16 protein-coding genes and 3 pseudogenes are annotated in these 17,374 nt (G+C 61.0%); 9 read left to right on the top strand and 10 right to left on the bottom strand.

Annotated features, from left to right (window positions below):
- Positions 1 to 42 precede the first annotated feature (42 nt).
- From AC0L4F_RS16430 to AC0L4F_RS16415, 4 genes and pseudogenes are all read right to left on the bottom strand, one after another.
- Entirely contained in the window at positions 43 to 417 is a 375-nt protein-coding gene (locus AC0L4F_RS16430) for an FAD-dependent oxidoreductase (protein WP_348524118.1), read from the bottom strand.
- A 129-nt stretch (positions 418 to 546) separates the two neighbouring features.
- A pseudogene (locus AC0L4F_RS16425) lies at positions 547 to 1,062 on the bottom strand (FAD-dependent oxidoreductase); the annotation flags it as partial.
- A gap of 85 nt (positions 1,063 to 1,147) precedes the next feature.
- A complete protein-coding gene (locus AC0L4F_RS16420) occupies positions 1,148 to 2,056 on the bottom strand; it encodes a cytochrome c (protein ID WP_244690166.1) in 909 nt (302 codons plus the stop codon).
- Between the two features lie 9 nt (positions 2,057 to 2,065).
- Positions 2,066 to 2,521, bottom strand: coding sequence for a c-type cytochrome (locus AC0L4F_RS16415; protein ID WP_244690164.1), 456 nt, complete (start codon positions 2,519 to 2,521; stop codon positions 2,066 to 2,068).
- 96 nt (positions 2,522 to 2,617) lie between these two features.
- Between AC0L4F_RS16415 and AC0L4F_RS16410 the strand changes: the two genes are divergently transcribed.
- Entirely contained in the window at positions 2,618 to 3,475 is an 858-nt protein-coding gene (locus AC0L4F_RS16410; protein WP_244690162.1) for a LysR family transcriptional regulator, read from the top strand.
- 50 nt (positions 3,476 to 3,525) lie between these two features.
- Here AC0L4F_RS16410 and AC0L4F_RS16405 read toward each other — a convergent pair whose 3' ends face one another.
- A complete protein-coding gene (locus tag AC0L4F_RS16405) occupies positions 3,526 to 3,705 on the bottom strand; it encodes a hypothetical protein (protein ID WP_244690160.1) in 180 nt (59 codons plus the stop codon).
- Positions 3,706 to 3,876: 171 nt separating this feature from the next.
- On the bottom strand, positions 3,877 to 4,419 hold the full coding sequence (gene hpt / locus AC0L4F_RS16400) for a hypoxanthine phosphoribosyltransferase (RefSeq protein ID WP_244690158.1): 543 nt from the start codon (positions 4,417 to 4,419) through the stop codon (positions 3,877 to 3,879).
- Positions 4,420 to 4,492: 73 nt separating this feature from the next.
- Here hpt and AC0L4F_RS16395 point away from each other — a divergent pair, with 73 nt between their 5' ends.
- Entirely contained in the window at positions 4,493 to 4,957 is a 465-nt protein-coding gene (locus AC0L4F_RS16395; RefSeq protein ID WP_244690156.1) for a type II toxin-antitoxin system RatA family toxin, read from the top strand.
- Positions 4,958 to 5,090: 133 nt separating this feature from the next.
- On the opposite strand, the gene AC0L4F_RS16390 is transcribed toward AC0L4F_RS16395, so the two are convergent.
- The 4 genes and pseudogenes from AC0L4F_RS16390 to AC0L4F_RS16375 all read right to left on the bottom strand — a co-directional run bounded on the left by AC0L4F_RS16390 (position 5,091) and on the right by AC0L4F_RS16375 (position 8,498).
- The gene (locus AC0L4F_RS16390; RefSeq protein WP_244690154.1) at positions 5,091 to 6,272 is read right to left on the bottom strand and encodes an ammonium transporter; all 1,182 of its coding nucleotides are present in this window, start codon (positions 6,270 to 6,272) and stop codon (positions 5,091 to 5,093) included.
- 144 nt (positions 6,273 to 6,416) lie between these two features.
- Positions 6,417 to 6,889: pseudogene (locus AC0L4F_RS16385) on the bottom strand (CinA family protein).
- Positions 6,889 to 7,377, bottom strand: a complete 489-nt coding sequence (locus AC0L4F_RS16380) for a phosphatidylglycerophosphatase A family protein (protein WP_244690151.1) — start codon at positions 7,375 to 7,377, stop codon at positions 6,889 to 6,891. The pseudogene AC0L4F_RS16385 and the gene AC0L4F_RS16380 overlap by 1 nt, the downstream one beginning before the upstream one ends.
- A complete protein-coding gene (locus AC0L4F_RS16375) occupies positions 7,374 to 8,498 on the bottom strand; it encodes a bifunctional 2-C-methyl-D-erythritol 4-phosphate cytidylyltransferase/2-C-methyl-D-erythritol 2,4-cyclodiphosphate synthase (RefSeq protein WP_244690149.1) in 1,125 nt (374 codons plus the stop codon). The genes AC0L4F_RS16380 and AC0L4F_RS16375 overlap by 4 nt, the downstream gene beginning before the upstream one ends.
- 161 nt (positions 8,499 to 8,659) lie before the next feature.
- On the opposite strand from AC0L4F_RS16375, the gene dusB reads away from it, so the two are divergent.
- The 7 genes and pseudogenes from dusB to AC0L4F_RS16340 all read left to right on the top strand — a co-directional run bounded on the left by dusB (position 8,660) and on the right by AC0L4F_RS16340 (position 17,348).
- Positions 8,660 to 9,667, top strand: coding sequence for a tRNA dihydrouridine synthase DusB (gene dusB / locus AC0L4F_RS16370; protein ID WP_244690147.1), 1,008 nt, complete (start codon positions 8,660 to 8,662; stop codon positions 9,665 to 9,667).
- A complete protein-coding gene (locus AC0L4F_RS16365; RefSeq protein ID WP_244690144.1) occupies positions 9,651 to 10,784 on the top strand; it encodes a two-component system sensor histidine kinase NtrB in 1,134 nt (377 codons plus the stop codon). Before dusB ends, AC0L4F_RS16365 begins: the two co-directional genes overlap by 17 nt.
- Positions 10,784 to 12,148, top strand: a complete 1,365-nt coding sequence (locus AC0L4F_RS16360; RefSeq protein ID WP_244690142.1) for a response regulator — start codon at positions 10,784 to 10,786, stop codon at positions 12,146 to 12,148. The genes AC0L4F_RS16365 and AC0L4F_RS16360 overlap by 1 nt, the downstream gene beginning before the upstream one ends.
- A 94-nt stretch (positions 12,149 to 12,242) precedes the next feature.
- A pseudogene (locus AC0L4F_RS16355) lies at positions 12,243 to 14,559 on the top strand (sensor histidine kinase).
- A gap of 21 nt (positions 14,560 to 14,580) precedes the next feature.
- A complete protein-coding gene (gene ntrX / locus AC0L4F_RS16350; protein WP_244690140.1) occupies positions 14,581 to 15,996 on the top strand; it encodes a nitrogen assimilation response regulator NtrX in 1,416 nt (471 codons plus the stop codon).
- A gap of 4 nt (positions 15,997 to 16,000) precedes the next feature.
- On the top strand, positions 16,001 to 16,672 hold the full coding sequence (locus tag AC0L4F_RS16345) for a hypothetical protein (protein ID WP_244690138.1): 672 nt from the start codon (positions 16,001 to 16,003) through the stop codon (positions 16,670 to 16,672).
- Between the two features lie 118 nt (positions 16,673 to 16,790).
- Entirely contained in the window at positions 16,791 to 17,348 is a 558-nt protein-coding gene (locus tag AC0L4F_RS16340; RefSeq protein WP_244690136.1) for a hypothetical protein, read from the top strand.
- Positions 17,349 to 17,374 lie beyond the last annotated feature (26 nt).

Below are 17,374 nucleotides of genomic sequence, written 5' to 3'. Positions count from 1 at the left end.
TATTTTTGGTCAGATGAAACCAAAGACCGCGTTGCCGGTTGATCAGCCCGAGGCCAATTGCCGGATCATCGCGCGCCCCAATGCGGGGATGGCGGTGCCGAGTTTCAGAGCCCGGATGGCAAAGGCACGGCGCAGCGGGTTGGTGGTATTCACCATCCGCCGCCCACGTTCCGAAAGGCGGATCACCCGCGCCCCTTCTGCATGGCGGGCGGCGTGATAGCCATCGGTGGCCTTGGTCATGATTCTATGTGCAAGATCTGCGGCGTCGGCCATGCCGAGGTTCATGCCGCGGCCGCCAACCGGGGAATGGCAATGCGCCGCGTCCCCGGCCAGAAACACCCGGTCACGCTGGTATGTTTGCACTTGGCGGATTGAAATGGGAAAGCTGCCTTTGCGGTGCACGCGGCGCACATCCATCTTGACCGGTAGCGCGCCCAGCGCATCTTCGCGTGAGGAAATGACCCGAAACCGGTTTTCCTCCAGCGGGGCGACCACCAACACGTCACCACCGTCGAGCAGGAAAATCTGAAACCTTGTTGGATCGCGCCAATTCTCGGCCTCGACATCGGCAATCGACCACAGACCGGGCAGGTCGTGGCCGGGGAAATCAAGCCCCAGCGCGGCGCGCACGCTGCTTCTGACGCCATCGGCCCCGATCAGGTAATCCGCATGCAACATGCCGTCGCTGGTCTCGATCTCGACCCCGTCGGGGGTTTGCTGCAATCCCTGAAAGGCGACGCCGTATCTGACGATTTCGCCATAATGGGTCAGGGCGGTTTCCAGATGGGATTCGGTGCGGTCCTGCGCCAGCCCCCAAATGCGGCTGGCAGTGTCGAAGCCCAGCGGCAGGCGGGCGATTTCCTCGGCACGGAGGTGAACAGACACGCCGGAGAAGGCAATTGCCTCGGCCAGGATTGCATCGGCGACACCCGAGGGGCGCAGGATTTCAAGTGAGCGCGGTTGCAGCCCGACAGCGCGCGACAGATGCGACGGGCCGTCACGCGATTCAAGTGTGGTGACCCGCGCCCCAAGGCGCGCCAGTTCCACCGCAGCAGTAAGACCGGTCGGCCCGCCCCGGCAATCACGACGTGCATAGCTCCCCCCAGAACATGCGGATGTGGGGAAAGCTTACACCGATTCTAGGTAATCACCCGGCATCTGCTGTGTCCGGCATCGGCAATGCTTTGACATATGCGGCAATTGCGGCACGGTCTTCGCTACTCAGCTGTCCGGTATTGGCCACCACATTGGCCATATGACCACCGGCGCTGTCAAAGTCCGGGGTGAAGCCGGTTTCCAGATAATAGGCGATGTCCTGGGCGGACCAGGTCAGCTTGTCCGGGGTAAGTGCCGGGATTGTGCCGGTTCCGGATGGGTCCGGGGCACCGGCCATCCATTGCCCGCGATCCAATCCGCCAAGCACGTTGCGTGGCGTATGACATTCTGCACAATGGCCCAGCGCCTCGACCAGATAGCGACCACGGGTCAGATCCGGGCCAAGGTCATTGCCGTCCATCACCCAATCCGTGTTGAGGAACAGCATTTTCCAACCGCCAAGCGCGCGGCGGATATTGAAGGGAAAGCCGACATTGTGGTCCTGCGATGCGTCGGAACTGGGCGGCAGGGTCTGCATATAGGCCCAAAGATCGACGATATCACGATCATCCATCCGGGCATAAGACGTAAAGGGAAATGCCGGGTAATAATGCTGACCTTCGGGCGATACCCCGTGCAGCAGGGCATTGGCGAGGTCACGCATCTGCCAATCGCCGATGCCCCGTTGCGCATCGGGCGAAATGTTTGGCGCAATGAAGGTACCAAAAGGCGACGGGAACTCCTGGCCCCCCGACAGAACCAGTTTGTCGGCGCCACTGGCCCCCGGGGCCGCATGACAGGACGCACAACCGGCGGCAGTAAACACCTGTTTGCCCCGTTCGACATCACCCGTGGCATCGGCAAATGCGTCACTGGCCACGGTTTGCGGCGCAGTGGCGACCCATCCGACCCCGGCCGCAACGATCGCGGCCGGGATCAGCAATTTGAGGAATTTAGACATTTTATCCAATTACTGCGGAATGCGGAAAGACTTGTGGCAGTCCGAACATGTGGCGCCAAGCGCCCCAAGGATCGGGCCAACCGCCTCTTGTCCATTGCCCGCTTCGGTTGCAGCTTTGGTCGCCGCAAGGCCAAAGGCCTCCCATTTGGCGTTAAAGCCGTCCACGTCGCCAGCAATGGTGTCTTTGGCCGTGGTGCCATCGATCATGCCGCCATCGGACCCTTCGGGAAACAGCGACGCAAAGTGGACCATCGAAACGCCCTGCAGCGATTCACCGGCGGCGGTGGCAACCGCAGCGTCGTATTCCATTTGGCCCTTGGCCATGGCGCCAAGCGTGCCAAGGTTCAGCGCGATCACCTGCATCAAACCCTGACGGGCCTTGATCTCTTTTTTGTAGTCTTGCGCGGTGGCGGCCGTGCCGGCCAGAATTGCCGTCGCGGCAACAAGTGTTACAAGCTTCTTCATCACTACCTTCCTGGTGTTGGTGGCTAGATCCGAGGTTAGTATGCATGGCGCAGATGACAAACATATTCTTTATCGCTGCAAATCGGGTGCGTTTTTATGCACAACGCTAGCTGGGATGATCTGCGCTATGTGCTGAGCGTGGCGGAAACCGGGTCGGTCAGCGCCGCCGCGCGGGCGCTTGGGGTCAATCATGCAACGGTTTTGCGCCATGTCGCCGCGTTCGAGGACAGCCACGGCGCCCAAGTCTTTGAGCGCACACACCAAGGCTATCAGCTGCGCCCGGATCGCGCACATGTGATCGATGCGGCGCGAAAAGCGGCGCTTGCCTTGCGGCGGGTCAGCCATTTGATGCGCGATGGCGGCGGCGGGTTGGGCGATACGTTGCGGCTGACCTCGACTGATACTTTCTGCACCACGGTTCTGGCGGCGGGTTTGGCGGGGATTAGCCGGGATCTGGCACCTCAACGGATTTCCCTGATGTCGAGCAATGCCCATTTGGATATGGCGCGGCTGCAGGCGGATGTTGCCGTGCGCCCGGCTTTGGCGCGCCCAGCGGATATGGCGGGGGACAGCGTGGCCGAACTGGGCTTTGGCGCTTATGCCCGCGACGGGGCGGTTCGCCATTGGCTGGGACTTGCCGGGCCATTGGTGCGGGCAACCCCGGCGCAATGGATGTCGGAACATGTGGCGCCGGAGGACATTGTCGCCTGCGCCGACAGCTTTGTGGCGCTGCGGGCGATGGCCCTGGCGGGGCAGGGCATTGCGATCCTGCCGCATATTCTGGCGCAGGGGGATCCGGGGTTGCAGCCGATGCAGGTCGGATTGTCGGCCATGCGCAGTCCGATCTGGGTTCTGTGCCACCGCGATCTGGCTGACTCGCCCGGGATGCAGCGGGTCATGACGGTGGTTGGTTCCGTGCTGATCGCTGCGGCGGACCGGCTTCGCGGGCCATAAGTTTCGCAGGCCAAAGACCGCCGACGCCATGGGCCCATAGATCCATGGCGTTATTGGCCGATGATCCCCCGGCGCGGCAGACGCTCTGCGGTCAGAGCATCCGGCCAGCCAATCCATTTTTCAATCGCATAGAGTACCAGACAGGCGGCAATCACCCCGAAAACCAACATCACCTTGCGGGCCGAAGGCGGATTGCGCGCCCATCGCGACATGCGTAGCAGCCAATGCATTGCACCAAATCCTGTGTGACGCCGCGAACCTCCGGCTGACCAAGACCTAACGCGTTTCGCGGGCTGGTTCAAATTCGCGACCCGGATCAAGTTAACGGCCCGGTCCTGCACAGTGGCCTAGCCCAACACAATGGCCAGGCCCAAACCGCAGCCCACGCGCCCAAACCGCCGCTATTCGCCGGTAAACCGCACCTTGCCGATATAGGGCAGATTGCGATTGCGCTGGGCAAAGTCGATGCCATACCCGACGACAAATTCATCCGGGATTTCAAAACCAATCCAATCGGCACGGAAATCAACCTCGCGCCGGGTCGGCTTGTCCAGCAAGGCAATTGATCGCAGCTTTGCTGGATTGCGCGACAACAACAGGTTGATCACATGGTGTAGCGTGTGCCCGGTATCAACGATGTCTTCGACCACCAACACATCACGCCCCTCGATCGCCCCGCGCAGATCTTTCAGAATGCGGACCTCGCGGCTGGATTCCATTGCATCACCATAAGAGGACGCTTCGATGAAATCGACCTCGACCGACATGTCCAGCTCGCGCACCAGATCGGCAATGAACACGAAAGATCCGCGCAAAAGCCCAACCACAACAATCTTTTCCGATGTGCTGAATTCGGTTCGGATGTCGCGGCACAACTCTTCAATTCGGGCCGCAATGGCCTTGGCCGAGATCATCTGATCTATCACATATGGTCGTTCGGTCATGGGCCACCCCTTGAAATTCCTGGATCAAAGGGCGACACCGGCCCCGCAATTGTCATGACAAATCCGGGGCCCTATGCCAACCCATTCCGAAACCCGCCACCTGCCGTATACCGCGCAACAGATGTACGATTTGGTGGCTGATGTGGGGCGTTACCCCGAATTTCTGCCGTGGTGCGCCGCGGCCCGCATCCGGCGCGAGGTGGCACAAGCCGACGCATCCACTCTGTTGGAGGCGGATCTGGTGATTTCCTTCAAGGTGTTTCGCGAAAAATTCGGCAGCCGCGTTGTGCTCTGGCCCGAGGCCCGCAAGATCGACACAGAATATCTCGACGGCCCGTTCAAATACATGAAATCCAACTGGGGCTTCGCCGACACGCCAACCGGTGGCTGCGACGTGTCCTTCTTTGTTGATTTCGAATTCAAGAATGCGATCCTGCAAAAGATCATCGGTGTGGTGTTCAACGAAGCCATGCACCGCATCGTGCGCGCCTTTGAAACCCGCGCCGCCGCGCTTTATGGCACCACCGGATCAACCTGAAATCTGACCCAGGTCAAGAATCCGTCCCATGTAAAAAGGACCCCGCAGGGCCCTTCTTCTGTTCACCAATATCCCGGGGGAGTCCCGCAGGGACGGGGGCTGGCCCCCGCCTTGTCTTTAACTGGCGTGATCCCTAGCTGGCGTGGTCATAGGCCCGTTCGCCATGTACCGCCATGTCGAGCCCGTTGGTCTCGGTCTCTTCATCGACCCGCAGCGGCGTGATGGCCTTGACCACATAGATCAGCACCACGGTGACCACTGTTGTAAACACGCCCACAATAGCCAGAGAGCCGAGCTGGGCAACAAAGCTGCCCGCACCAAAGACCGCAATCATGATCGTGCCAAAGATGCCGCCAACGCCGTGCACCGCAAAGACGTCCAGGGTGTCGTCAATCTTGAGCGCGTTGCGGATGAAGTTCACCGCCTCCTGACACAGCACCCCGGCAATTGCGCCAATGATCAGCGCCTCAACTGGGCCAACAAAGCCGCTGGCAGGTGTAATCGACGCAAGGCCCGCGATGGTGCCGGTGACCAGACCCACCAGGGAAGATTTGCCAAATTTGATCTTTTCCCAAAGCGCCCAGGTCAGCGATGCGGTCGCCGCCGAGATATGCGTCACGGTCAGCGCCATTGCCGCGCCGCCATCGGCGGCCAATTGCGATCCGCCGTTGAAGCCGAACCAACCGACCCAAAGCATCGCCGCGCCGATCATCACGTAACCGGGATTGTGCGGTGGTGTGGTCCGGTTGCGGCGTGGCCCAAGGAACACTGCCAGGATCAGGGCCGCAAGACCCGCCGTTTCATGCACCACAATGCCGCCGGCAAAGTCCTTGACGCCATCCTCGCCAAAGATGCCCCCATCGGCCAGCATTCCGCCGCCCCAGATCCAATGCACCACAGGTGCATAACAAAGCAGCATCCAAAGCCCGGAAAATGTCAGGACAAAGCCAAAACCAACCCGTTCGACATAGGCCCCGACAATCAGCGCCGGGGTGATGATCGCGAAGGTCATCTGAAAGGCAAAGAACAAAATCTCGGGCAGGGTGCCGGACAGATCCTCGGTCGTCATGCCAAGCAGCAGAAGTTTGTCCAAACCACCCCAATAGCCGCTGTCACCGCCGCCAAAAGCGATAGAATACCCGGCAACGAACCAAAGAATGCTCATCAAGCAGGCAATCGCATAGCAATGCATGAAGACACTCAGCACATTGCGCGCACGCACAAGCCCGCCATAAAACAGGGCAAGCCCCGGCAATGTCATGAAAAGGACCAGCGCGGTTGCAACTATGATCCAGGCTGTATCGGCACCATTCATCCCTAAGAATCCTCCTGATTGGCCACTTTCGGGGGCAGAAAGCGTACCGGAGGTGCAAAAAAAAGCAGCAACTGACCGAAGCGGCGCACAAATGGGCCGCGATTCATGTATGCCTTAATATTGCGCGAAAAAATCGGATAAAGATTAATTGTTGCGCAGAATATGCAGAAGCAGGCCAAGCGCATGATCGCGGGCGGCGGCGCGCACGTTTTCCCGGCCCAGGGCCCCGAATTCGACCGTCTGTGCGGTGGTGCCATGGGCATCTGCCACCGCGAAACAACTCGGCCCTCGGGTTTGAACTCTGACCCGCCGGGTCCGGCAATGCCAGAGATCGAAACAGCGGCACTCGCATCTGCGGCGGCGCGCGCGCCTTCGGCCATTTCGATCGCCACTTGTTCCGATACCGCGCCAAATACCGTCAGGGTCTTGGGGGACACGCCCAACATGTCCTGTTTGGCGGCATTGGAATAGGTGACAAAGCCCCGTTCGAATATTGCCGATGATCCCGCCACATCGGTGATGGCGGCGGCAACCATGCCGCCGGTGCAGCTTTCGGCACAGGTCACGGTGGCCCCGGCGGCGCGGGCCGCAGCCAACAGATCCGTCGCCAGCGACATCAGATCAGCACCCCATGCGCAATCGCGGCCAGGACAATGGCAACCAAAGCCGCCGCAACCCCGGCAATCACATCATCCAGCATCACCCCCAGCGCATCGCCGCGCCGGTCGGCCTTGCCGATTGGGCCGGGCTTCCAGATGTCGAACAGACGGAACAACACAAACCCCGCCACAATACCGGGCCAAAGCCGCAGCACCTCTGCGCCCATGAAGGCCGCACCAAAAGAGACCGGCAAAAGTGCGATCCACTGGCCTGCAACTTCGTCAATGACAACTTCGGACGGGTCGTGATCGTCCTGACCGGCGGTGACCTGTGCCGTGGCCCACCAGCCAAGCGCAAAGATCACCAGCGTCGCACAGAGCAAAAGCCACGGCCCGCCAACCACATGCAGGATCCAGGCAAAGGGCAGGGCGGCCAGCGATCCCCAGGTGCCGGGCGCGGGCCGCATATAGCCGACATAAAACCAGGTGGCGACAAGTTGGCTCATATCCGCACCAAAAGAACGCTGGCCTGCGCCGCGATCCCCTCTGAACGGCCGGTAAAGCCGAGTTTTTCCGATGTGGTTGCCTTGACCGAGATCTGATCCACATCCGCCGTCATGATATCTGCCAATGCGGCGCGCATCGCATCCGCATGTGGGCCAATCTTGGGCCGCTCACAAACCAGCGTGACATCGGCATTGCCCAGACCAAATCCCATCTCGCGTGCCAGATCCATCGCGTGACGCAGGAAGATATGGCTCTCGGCGCCTTTCCATTGCGGATCAGAGGGCGGAAAATGCTGGCCGATGTCACCGCGTGCCAAGGCGCCATAAATCGCATCGGTCAGCGCATGCATGCCGACATCGGCATCGGAATGCCCCAACAGCCCGCGATCATGTGCCACCTGCACCCCGCATAGGGTGACATGGTCGCCGTCACAGAAGGCATGCACATCATATCCATTGCCAATGCGCATGGGGCGCGCTCCTTTCAGAAACTGTTCCGCACGGGCGAAATCCGCCGCATGGGTGATTTTGAGGTTCTCTTCTGCGCCCATGGTAATGGTCACGTCCAGCCCAAAAGCACGCGCCACCGCGACATCATCCAATGCGTCGCCGTCAAAGGCGCGATGCGCCGCGAGGATCATATCAAAGTGAAACCCCTGCGGTGTCTGGGCGCGATACAGCCCGGATCGGTCGCGCGTGCCGGTCACGCGGCCATCCTCGCCGGTCCAGAGCGCATCGGTCACCGTCAGCGCCGGGGCGGCGGCGGGGCCATGATGCAGCGCCTCGATCACGCCATGGATCACCGCGTTCGAAACGCAGGGGCGGGCCACATCATGGATCAGGACCGCATCAAAGCCCTGATCGGCCAGCGCCTCTAACCCCCGGCGTACGCTGTCGGCGCGCGTCGGCCCACCGGTCACCAGATCAACGTTCAGCCCCCGGGCCTCGGCCTGATCATCGGGGTGGATCACCAGCACGGTCTTGGCGATGTCCGGCAGGTCAAATGCCGCCAAAGTCCAATCCACCACCCGGCGCCCGCCAAGGGGCCGCCATTGTTTGGGCGCACCGGGGCCTGCGCGGGTGCCACGCCCGGCGGCGACTATCAAAACGGCAATCTTCATGCCGCGGTTGATATTCCCTGCTGATGCAACTGGCAATTGCCCCGGGGTAATTGCCTATTTTTTTGGCAAACGATCTTTTCGCAGATGCAGCAACGCCTCGGATTGTTGCAGTTGCCCCCTCAAGCGGATATTCCAGAAGGTGCTGCACAAGGATTAAGCATGTGACCATTCAGGTGGCAGAAATCTCCCTAGACCCGCCGGTCTTTCTCGCGCCATTGGCCGGGATTACCGATTTGCCGTTCCGGAATCTGGTTCAAAGTTTCGGCGCGGGGCTGGTCGTATCGGAAATGGTGGCCAGCCAGGAAATGGTTCAGGCCAAACCCGGCGTGCGCGAAAAAGCTGAATTGGGATATGGGGTTGCGGCGACGGCGGTGCAGATTGCCGGGCGCGACGCCTATTGGATGGCCGAGGCCGCCCGCCAGATAGAGGCGAATGGCGCCCGGCTGATTGACATCAATATGGGCTGTCCGGCGAAGAAAGTGACCAGCGCCAGCGGCGCAGGCGCGGCGGGATCGGCGCTGATGAAAGATCTCGATCATGCGCTGACCCTGATCGAGGCCGTGGTGGGCGCGGTTGACCTTCCGGTGACGCTGAAAACCCGGCTGGGCTGGGATGATGCGCTTTTGAATGCGCCGGATCTGGCGCAACGGGCGCAGAACGCGGGGGTGAAGATGATCACCATTCATGGCCGCACCCGATGCCAGTTCTACAAGGGCCGGGCCGATTGGGCGGCAATCGCCAATGTCAGCGCGGCGGTGGATATTCCGGTGCTGGCAAATGGCGACATCAAGAACAGCCAGGACGCCCGCCGCGCCCTCGACGCGTCAGGCGCGGCCGGGGTGATGGTCGGGCGCGGGGCACAGGGGCGGCCCTGGATACTGGCGCAAATCGCCCATGATCTGTTTGGCGCACCCGCGCCGGAAATTCCGAAAGGCGATGCATTTTGTGACATGGTTTCAGGACATTACGAAGAGATGTTGAGGTTTTATGGCGCCGATCTTGGACGGCGCGTCGCGCGCAAGCACCTTGGCTGGTATATGGATGAGGCCGGCACAGAAGCCGGGTTGCGGCGCGTGGTTCTGACCACGCCAGACCCAGACAGGTTCTGGCGCATCTGCGGGATGCTCTGGCCTCAAATGGACAGGTGGCAGCATGATTTCCTTGTTTAACCGCGGCGCATCGACCCCCGATCTGTCCGAGGACAATGCGGTTTGGTCGTCCCTGCCGGTGCCGGGCGTGTTGATTGATGCGGAGGACCGCATCCTTGATGTGAACCCGGCGGCAGAGGGGTTCCTGAATTCTTCGGCCAAATCGCTGCGCGGTGAGCCATTGTGGGATCGGCTGGCGGTTGATGCCCCATTGGAAGAAAGCTTTGCCCGCGCCCGCGAACATGGCACGCCGTTGTTTGTCAACGATGTCGATGTCGGCTCGGGCAGCCGCGCGCCGTTGCAGTGCAACCTTCAGGTCGCACCGATGCAGGGGCATGACGGCATGATGATCATGCTGATTTCCCCGCGCGAGCTGGCCGGTCGCATGACGCAGAGCCAATCGGTGAAATCCGCCGCCAAATCCGCGATTGGCATGGCCGAAATGCTGGCACATGAAATCAAGAATCCGCTGGCGGGCATTGCGGGTGCGGCCCAGTTGCTTAGCATGAACCTCAATGCAGAAGACCTTGAAATGACGGACCTTATCGTCGGTGAGACCCGGCGTATCGTCAAGCTGCTGGAGCAGGTCGAGCAATTCGGAAACCTGTCGGCACCAGAGCTGCGGTCGGTCAATATCCATGATGTTCTGGACCGCGCACGCCGGTCGGCGCTTGTCGGCGCGGCGGCGCATATGAAGATTGTCGAGGATTACGATCCCTCGCTGCCCAATGCCTGGGGCGATCCCGATCAGCTGCTTCAGGTGGTGTCAAACCTGGTCCGCAACGCCGCCGAAGCGGCGGGGCCCGAGGGCGGCACCATCCGGCTGCATTCCTATTACGAGCGGGCCTTTCGTCTGCGCCGGTCTGACGGCACCGGCCAGACCCTGCCGCTTCAGGTCGAGGTCATTGATGATGGCCCCGGTCTGCCAGAGGCGTTGAAGGGCGACATTTTTGAACCCTTTGTGTCCGGCAAAGAAAACGGCACCGGCCTTGGGCTGGCGCTGGTCAGCAAGATCATTTCGGACCACGACGGATGGATTTCCGTCAGCTCCGTGCCCGGGCGCACGGTGTTTCGCATATCGCTTCCGATGGTGCCCAAGGGCATGGAAGCCGACCCGACGACCCAGGAGGCTGAATAATGGACGGCACCATTCTAGTAGCGGATGACGACCGCACGATCCGCACGGTATTGACCCAGGCACTGACACGGGCGGGATGCAAGGTGCATGCCACATCGTCGCTGACCACGCTGATGCGCTGGGTGGGCGAGGGCAAGGGCGACGTGGTGATTTCCGACGTGGCCATGCCAGATGGCAACGGGTTGGAAATGCTGCCGAAAATCCGCTCGGACCGGCCGGACCTGCCGGTGATCGTGATTTCGGCCCAAAACACCATCATGACGGCCATTCAGGCGGCCGAGGCCGAGGCCTATGATTACCTGCCAAAGCCGTTTGACCTGCCGGATCTGATGAAACGCACGGCACGGGCGCTGGAATCGCGCAGCGCGCCGTCGCGTCCGGTGATGGACACCCCGGATCAACCGGACGAATTGCCCTTGGTCGGGCGCACGCCGGTGATGCAGGCGCTTTACCGGTTGGTGGCGCGGGTGATGAACACCGATCTGCCGGTGTTGATTTCCGGCGAAAGCGGAACAGGCAAATCGTTGATTGCGCGCGCTATTCATGACTTCTCGGATCGGCGCACTTTGCCGTTTGTGACCGTCACCGGCAACGACCTGCGTGATATCGAGGGTCCGGCCCGCATTCTGGCGCGGGTCAAGGGCGGCACGCTGTTGTTCGATGAAATCACCGATATTCCCGATGAAATTCAGGCCCGTATCGTGCGGATGGTCGACACGCCGGGCGAACATGTGCCGCGGTTCATGGCCACCAGCCAGGGCGATCTGGCCGAGGCGCTGGACAAGGGGCGGGTGCGGCAGGATCTTTATTACCGGCTGTCCGGTGCCACGATTCAGGTGCCGTCGCTGCGCGAAAGGGTCGAAGACATCGCGCTTTTGACCGATCACTTTCTTGCCCGTGCCGAACGTGATGGCGCGCCGAAACGCTGGCTTTCGGCGGATGCGGTGGAATTGTTCCGCGCCTACAGCTGGCCGGGCAATGTGCGGCAATTGGAAAACGCGGTGCGCCGTCTGTCATTGACCAGCCGCGCCGAAGAAATCACCCGCACCGAGGTCGAATTGGTTCTGGGCAATCAGCCCGATATGGAACCGGTGCTGTCGGGGGGCAGCAGCGAAAAGCTGGGGGCCTCTGTGTCGCGCCATTTGCGGCGGTATTTCGACCTGCATGGCGCGCTGTTGCCGCCGCCGGGTCTGTATCAGCGGATTTTGAAGGAAGTGGAATTTCCGCTGATCGAAATCGCGCTGGAAGCGACCGGCGGGAATCAGGCAAAATGTGCCGAACTGCTTGGCATCAATCGCAATACGTTGCGCAAAAAGATCACCGACCTCGATATTCCCGTGACACGGCGCCGCAAGTTGATGTAAAACAGCCACAGGAGTGGCCCCGAAGCCGCAGTCGACGTGCTGTAGTGGGAGAGAGCCACATAATATGGTGGTTGGTCGCGCAAGCGGCACGTCAATGCGAGGGCAGTCTGTGGCCACAGGGGCACATACGGCATCAGGCGATTTAGGCGTCAGCGGCAGGATTCCGCCGAAACGGCAGTCCTATTGGGACCGGCTGCGTCGGTGGTCACGCCAGCGCCGGGTTCAGAATGTTGCGACGCTGGGGCTGGTGCTTTTGGGGCCGGTGCTGGCGTTCACGACGTTTCTGGTCATGGGCCCCTTGAACATGGGGGCCAGCGCGCCGGGGCTGCGGTTGGTGCTGCTGGCGGATTTTGTCTATGTCCTGCTGATTGCGGCGCTGGTTCTGGCGCGGGTGGCGCGGATGGTGGCGGCGCGGCGGGCACGGTCGGCGGGATCGCGATTGCACCTGCGGTTGACCGGGGTGTTTGCCCTGATGGCGCTGATCCCGGCGGTCACTGTGGCGGTGTTTGCGGTTTTGACCATCAACATCGGGTTGGAAACCTGGTTTTCCGATCGGGTGCGTCAGGTGGTTGGCGCCTCTCTCGCGGCGGCAAAGGCCTATCAGGCCGAACAACGCGAAGATCTGAGCGAAGATGCGGCGGCTCTGGCGGGCTATATCGATGCCCAGCAGCGCAACATTGAACGCGACCCGACCACCAATCTGCGCAAGGTTCTGACCGACGGGCAATTGCTGATCCAGCGCGGTCTGCGCGAGGCCTATTTGATTGATGGCACGGGGGAACTTCGGGCGCGGGGGGAACGGTCGTATCTGTTTGATTTTGAACGCCCCTCAACCGACCAGATCCTTGCCAGCCGCGGTGCCGAGGGGCTTGCGCTGGTTGAGGATTGGGACAACAGCGAATTTCGCGCCATTGTGCCGCTGCGCGCCTTTCCGGACCGCTATCTCTATATCTCGCGGGCGGTGAACGGGGAATTGCTCACACTGTTAGACAACACCCAGGAGACCGCCCAGTTCTATCAACAACAAGAGAGCGAGCGGGGCCTGGCGGCTGTTTGATTTTGCGCTGATCTACCTTGGCTTTGCGCTGCTTCTGGTTCTGGCGTCGATTTGGTTGGGGCTTTGGTTTGCCGAACGTCTGTCACGCCCGGTGGGCCGGTTGACCGGCGCGGCGCAGCGGGTCGGCGGTGGCGATCTGGACGTGCAGGTGCGCGAAGAAGAGGGCGACGATGAAATCGCCATGCTCGGGCGGTATTTCAACCAGATGACCCGGCAATTGAAGGGCCAGCGCGAAACGCTGTTGGACAATACCCGCCAGATCGAGCGCCGCCGCCGGATGTTTAATTCCGTGCTGTCGTCGGTCACATCCGGGGTTGTGGGCCTGGATGATCAGGGGCGGGTGTCGTTTGTCAATCGCTCGGCAGAGCGGTTGCTGGGCTGGTCCGAAGATCGCCAATCGGTGCCGCTGAATGTCGCGGTGCCGGAATTTGGCGCGCTGTATCAGCAATTGGTCAGCGGCGAGCGCAACGTCGTGCAGCAAGAGGTCAAGGTGGTGCGCGACGGCCAGCAGGAAAACCTGTTGGTGCGCATGGCCACACGGTCCCGCGACGATGGCAGCCTCGAGGGTTATGTGGTGGCGTTTGACGACGTGTCGGATCTGGTGGCGGCCCAGCGGATGGCGGCCTGGGGCGATGTCGCCCAGCGGATCGCGCATGAGATCAAGAACCCGCTGACCCCGATCCAATTGTCCGCCGAACGGATCAAACGCAAGTTTCGCCGTCAGCTGGACGAAGAAAATGCCGCGACGCTGGAGGATTTGACCGGGGTCATCGTGCGCCAGACCGAGGATCTGCGCCGTATTGTCGATGAGTTTTCCAAATTCGCCCGGATGCCGGAACCCAAACGCGCGCCAGAGGATGTGGTCCAATTGCTGCGCGGGGCGTTGTTGCTGCAAGAGATGGGCCAACCGAATGTGCAGTTCACCATGGAGCTGCCGGATCAGAAACTGATGGCTGATCTGGATGCGACGATGATCTCTCAGGCGTTGACGAATTTGATTAAGAACGCCGGAGAAGCAATTGAAAGCCTTGTTGAAAGGGGCGCGCCAGAGGGGCATTCGCCAATGATCGGCGTGACCCTGATGCAGGACGGAAAACAGGCCTTGATCCGCATAATGGACAATGGCATCGGCCTGCCGGAGGACCGCGCGCGGTTGTTTGAACCCTATGTGACGACCCGGGAAAAGGGCACTGGCCTTGGCCTGCCGATCGTCAAGAAAATCATCGAAGAACACGGCGGCACCCTTGTGCTGGAGGATGCGCCGCAATTCAAAGGTCAGCCCAATGCGGGGGCAATGGCCGTTGTGCGTCTGCCGCTGGCGGGTGCGGAAAACCCAGCAAATGGTGTGGTTTAAGAGGACAGAGTGGAGCAGAAAATGAGCGATATTCTTATTGTCGACGACGAACGTGATATTCGGGAACTGATTGGCGATATTCTGGAAGACGAAGGATATGCCACGCGGCTTGCCGGTGGGTCGGATGAATGCATGGCGGCGCTGAACGACGAGGCCCCGGCATTGATGATCCTCGACATCTGGCTGAAAGACAGCCGGATGGATGGCATCGACATCCTGAAGACCGTCAAACGTGACAATCCCGGCGTGCCGGTGGTCATCATCTCCGGCCACGGCAATATCGAAATTGCCGTCGCTGCGATCAAACAGGGCGCTTATGATTTCATCGAAAAGCCGTTCAATATTGATCAGCTGCTGGTGGTGATCCGCCGCGCGATGGAAACCTCGCGTCTGCGGCGCGAAAATCAACAACTGCGGCGCAAGGAAACCTCGGCTGCGAAAATGGTCGGTGAAAGCGCGTCGTTCCGGGCTTTGGTTGGCCAGCTTGACAAGGTGACCAAATCCAATGGCCGGGTGATGTTGTCCGGCCCTGCGGGCAGCGGCAAGGAAGTGGCCGCACGCTATATCCACGCCCATTCCAACCGCACCGAAGCGCCCTTTGTCACCGTCAACTGTGCGTCGATCGAACCGGAAACCATGGAGGATGTGTTGTTCGGTCGCGAAACCCCGGAACGTGGGGTCGAGGCGGGATTGCTGGAACAGGCCGACGGTGGTGTGATCTATTTTGATGAGGTCGCCGATATGCCGCTGGGCACCCAGTCCAAGATCCTGCGCGTGCTGGTCGATCAACAATTCACCCGCGTTGGTGGCGCGGACAAGGTGCGGGTTGATCTGCGGGTCATATCCTCGACCAACCGTGATCTTGAGGCCGAAATCGAAGCGGGCCGCTTCCGTCAGGAATTGTTTCACCGGCTGAACGTGGTGCCGATTTCCGTGCCCTCGCTTGAGGAACGGCGCGAAGACATTCCGGTGCTGGCGAATTATTTCATCCAGGCCTGCCACGAGGCCCAGGGCCTGCCGCAGCGGGTGTTGTCGGACGAGGCCGTGGCGCTGATGCAGACCATGACCTGGCCGGGCAACGTGCGCCAGTTGAAGAACCTGGTGGAGCGGGTGTTGATCCTGGGCGATGGCACCGGCGAGATCGAGGCGCAGGAACTGCCGCAGGATGCACCAAGCAGCAATGAAGAGGGCCGGGTGGTTCTGGCGGGCACTTTGGCGACCTTGCCGCTGCGCGAGGCGCGCGAAGCCTTTGAACGCGAATATCTCTTGACGCAGATCAATCGTTTCGGCGGCAATATCAGCCGCACGGCGGCCTTTGTCGGCATGGAACGTTCGGCCCTGCACCGCAAGCTGAAATCGCTTGGGGTTGTGACCTCGGCCAAATCGGGTGCTCGGGTGGCGCGGGTCGACGAAGACGTGACGGCACAGGCGGGCTGAAGATATGGCACAGGATTGCGCGGCGCAGCGCAGAGTGGTTCGGCTCTGCGGGGTGATGATCTGCGCCGCTTTGGTGGCCGGATGTGAGGCCCCGAAGCCTGAGGCCGCAGCGCCGACCATGGCGCTTGTCGACAGCCCCCGACCCACTTCGGTTGCAGCCGCATCGGCCACATCGGCCACGTCCGCGCAGGCGGAACAGATCGAGGCCGTGCGCACGGCGCTTTTGGCATTGGGGCCGGGGGTTGACCCACGCGAAGCGGCGCATGTGGCACGGATTTCGGTACAGGAACCGCTGGTCTGGGCGCAGCAATGGCAGGTGGTTGATCCGCCGCTGGTGCATAATTTCAAGGTTGTGAACGGGTTTCGCGACAAAGGTGTGTGCCAGGATTGGGCCAATGCGATGCAAGCAGCATTGCAGGCCGAAGGGCTGCGCAGCCTTCAGATTCACCGCGCCATGGCCAATGCGCGCAATGTGCGATTGGAACATGCCACGGTCATCGTGACGGCCCGGGGGCGGCCGATGGAACAGGGTCTGATCCTTGATCCCTGGCGGATTGGTCAGGGGCGGCTGTGGTTTGGCACCTTGGCGCAGGACGACCGGTATGAATGGGAATCGCTGGCCTCTGTACGCGCCTGGAATGCCCAGTGGCGGGCACGGGCCGCGGCGGCGCAATAGGCGATTTTATTGGGTATTTCCCGTCAAAAGGCGGGAATACCCGACCTGTGGCGGGCTTGTTTTGCGCAGCCCGGATTGGCAGGTTCGGGTCAGACTTCATCACATGAGATTTGGACCCATGCGCAAAACATTTTTGACCCTTTCGGCCCTGACCCTGTTGGCCGCAACGCCAAGTTTGGCGGATGACATTACCGATGTGCTGCAAAGCGCAATGGACGCTTATGAAGAGGGCGATGTGCAATATGCGCTGGATGAACTGGAAATCGCCAAACAGAAACTTCTGGATCTGAAAACCAATGCGCTGGGGGCCTATTTGCCGCCGGCGCCGGATGGCTGGACCCGGGAAGACAATCCAGAGGCCGCCGCCGGCATGGCGATGATGGGCGGCGGCGTCGCGGCCGAGGCGACCTATTCCGACGGCACAACCCGCTATACCATCAATATGATGGCGGATAACGCCATGGTAGCCAGCCTGGCCGGGATCATCAACAACGCCGGGGTGATGGGGCTGCGGATGGAGCGGGTGAACCGACAGAAATTTGCGGTGCAGGACAATGAAATCATGGGCTTGGTCGCCAATCGCATCCTTGTGCGGATTTCGGGGGCGGACGTCGACACCATGCTGGCGGCCCTTGGTGAAATAGATTTCCGCGCGATGGCCGGTTTCGGGTCGTGATCTGCCCAAAGTGACATCGACAGGCC

The organism is Marinovum sp. J2-8, assembly GCF_055808435.1.
The sequence above is the reverse complement of the archived record's forward strand: the minus strand, read 5'-3'. Positions and strand labels throughout refer to the sequence as shown.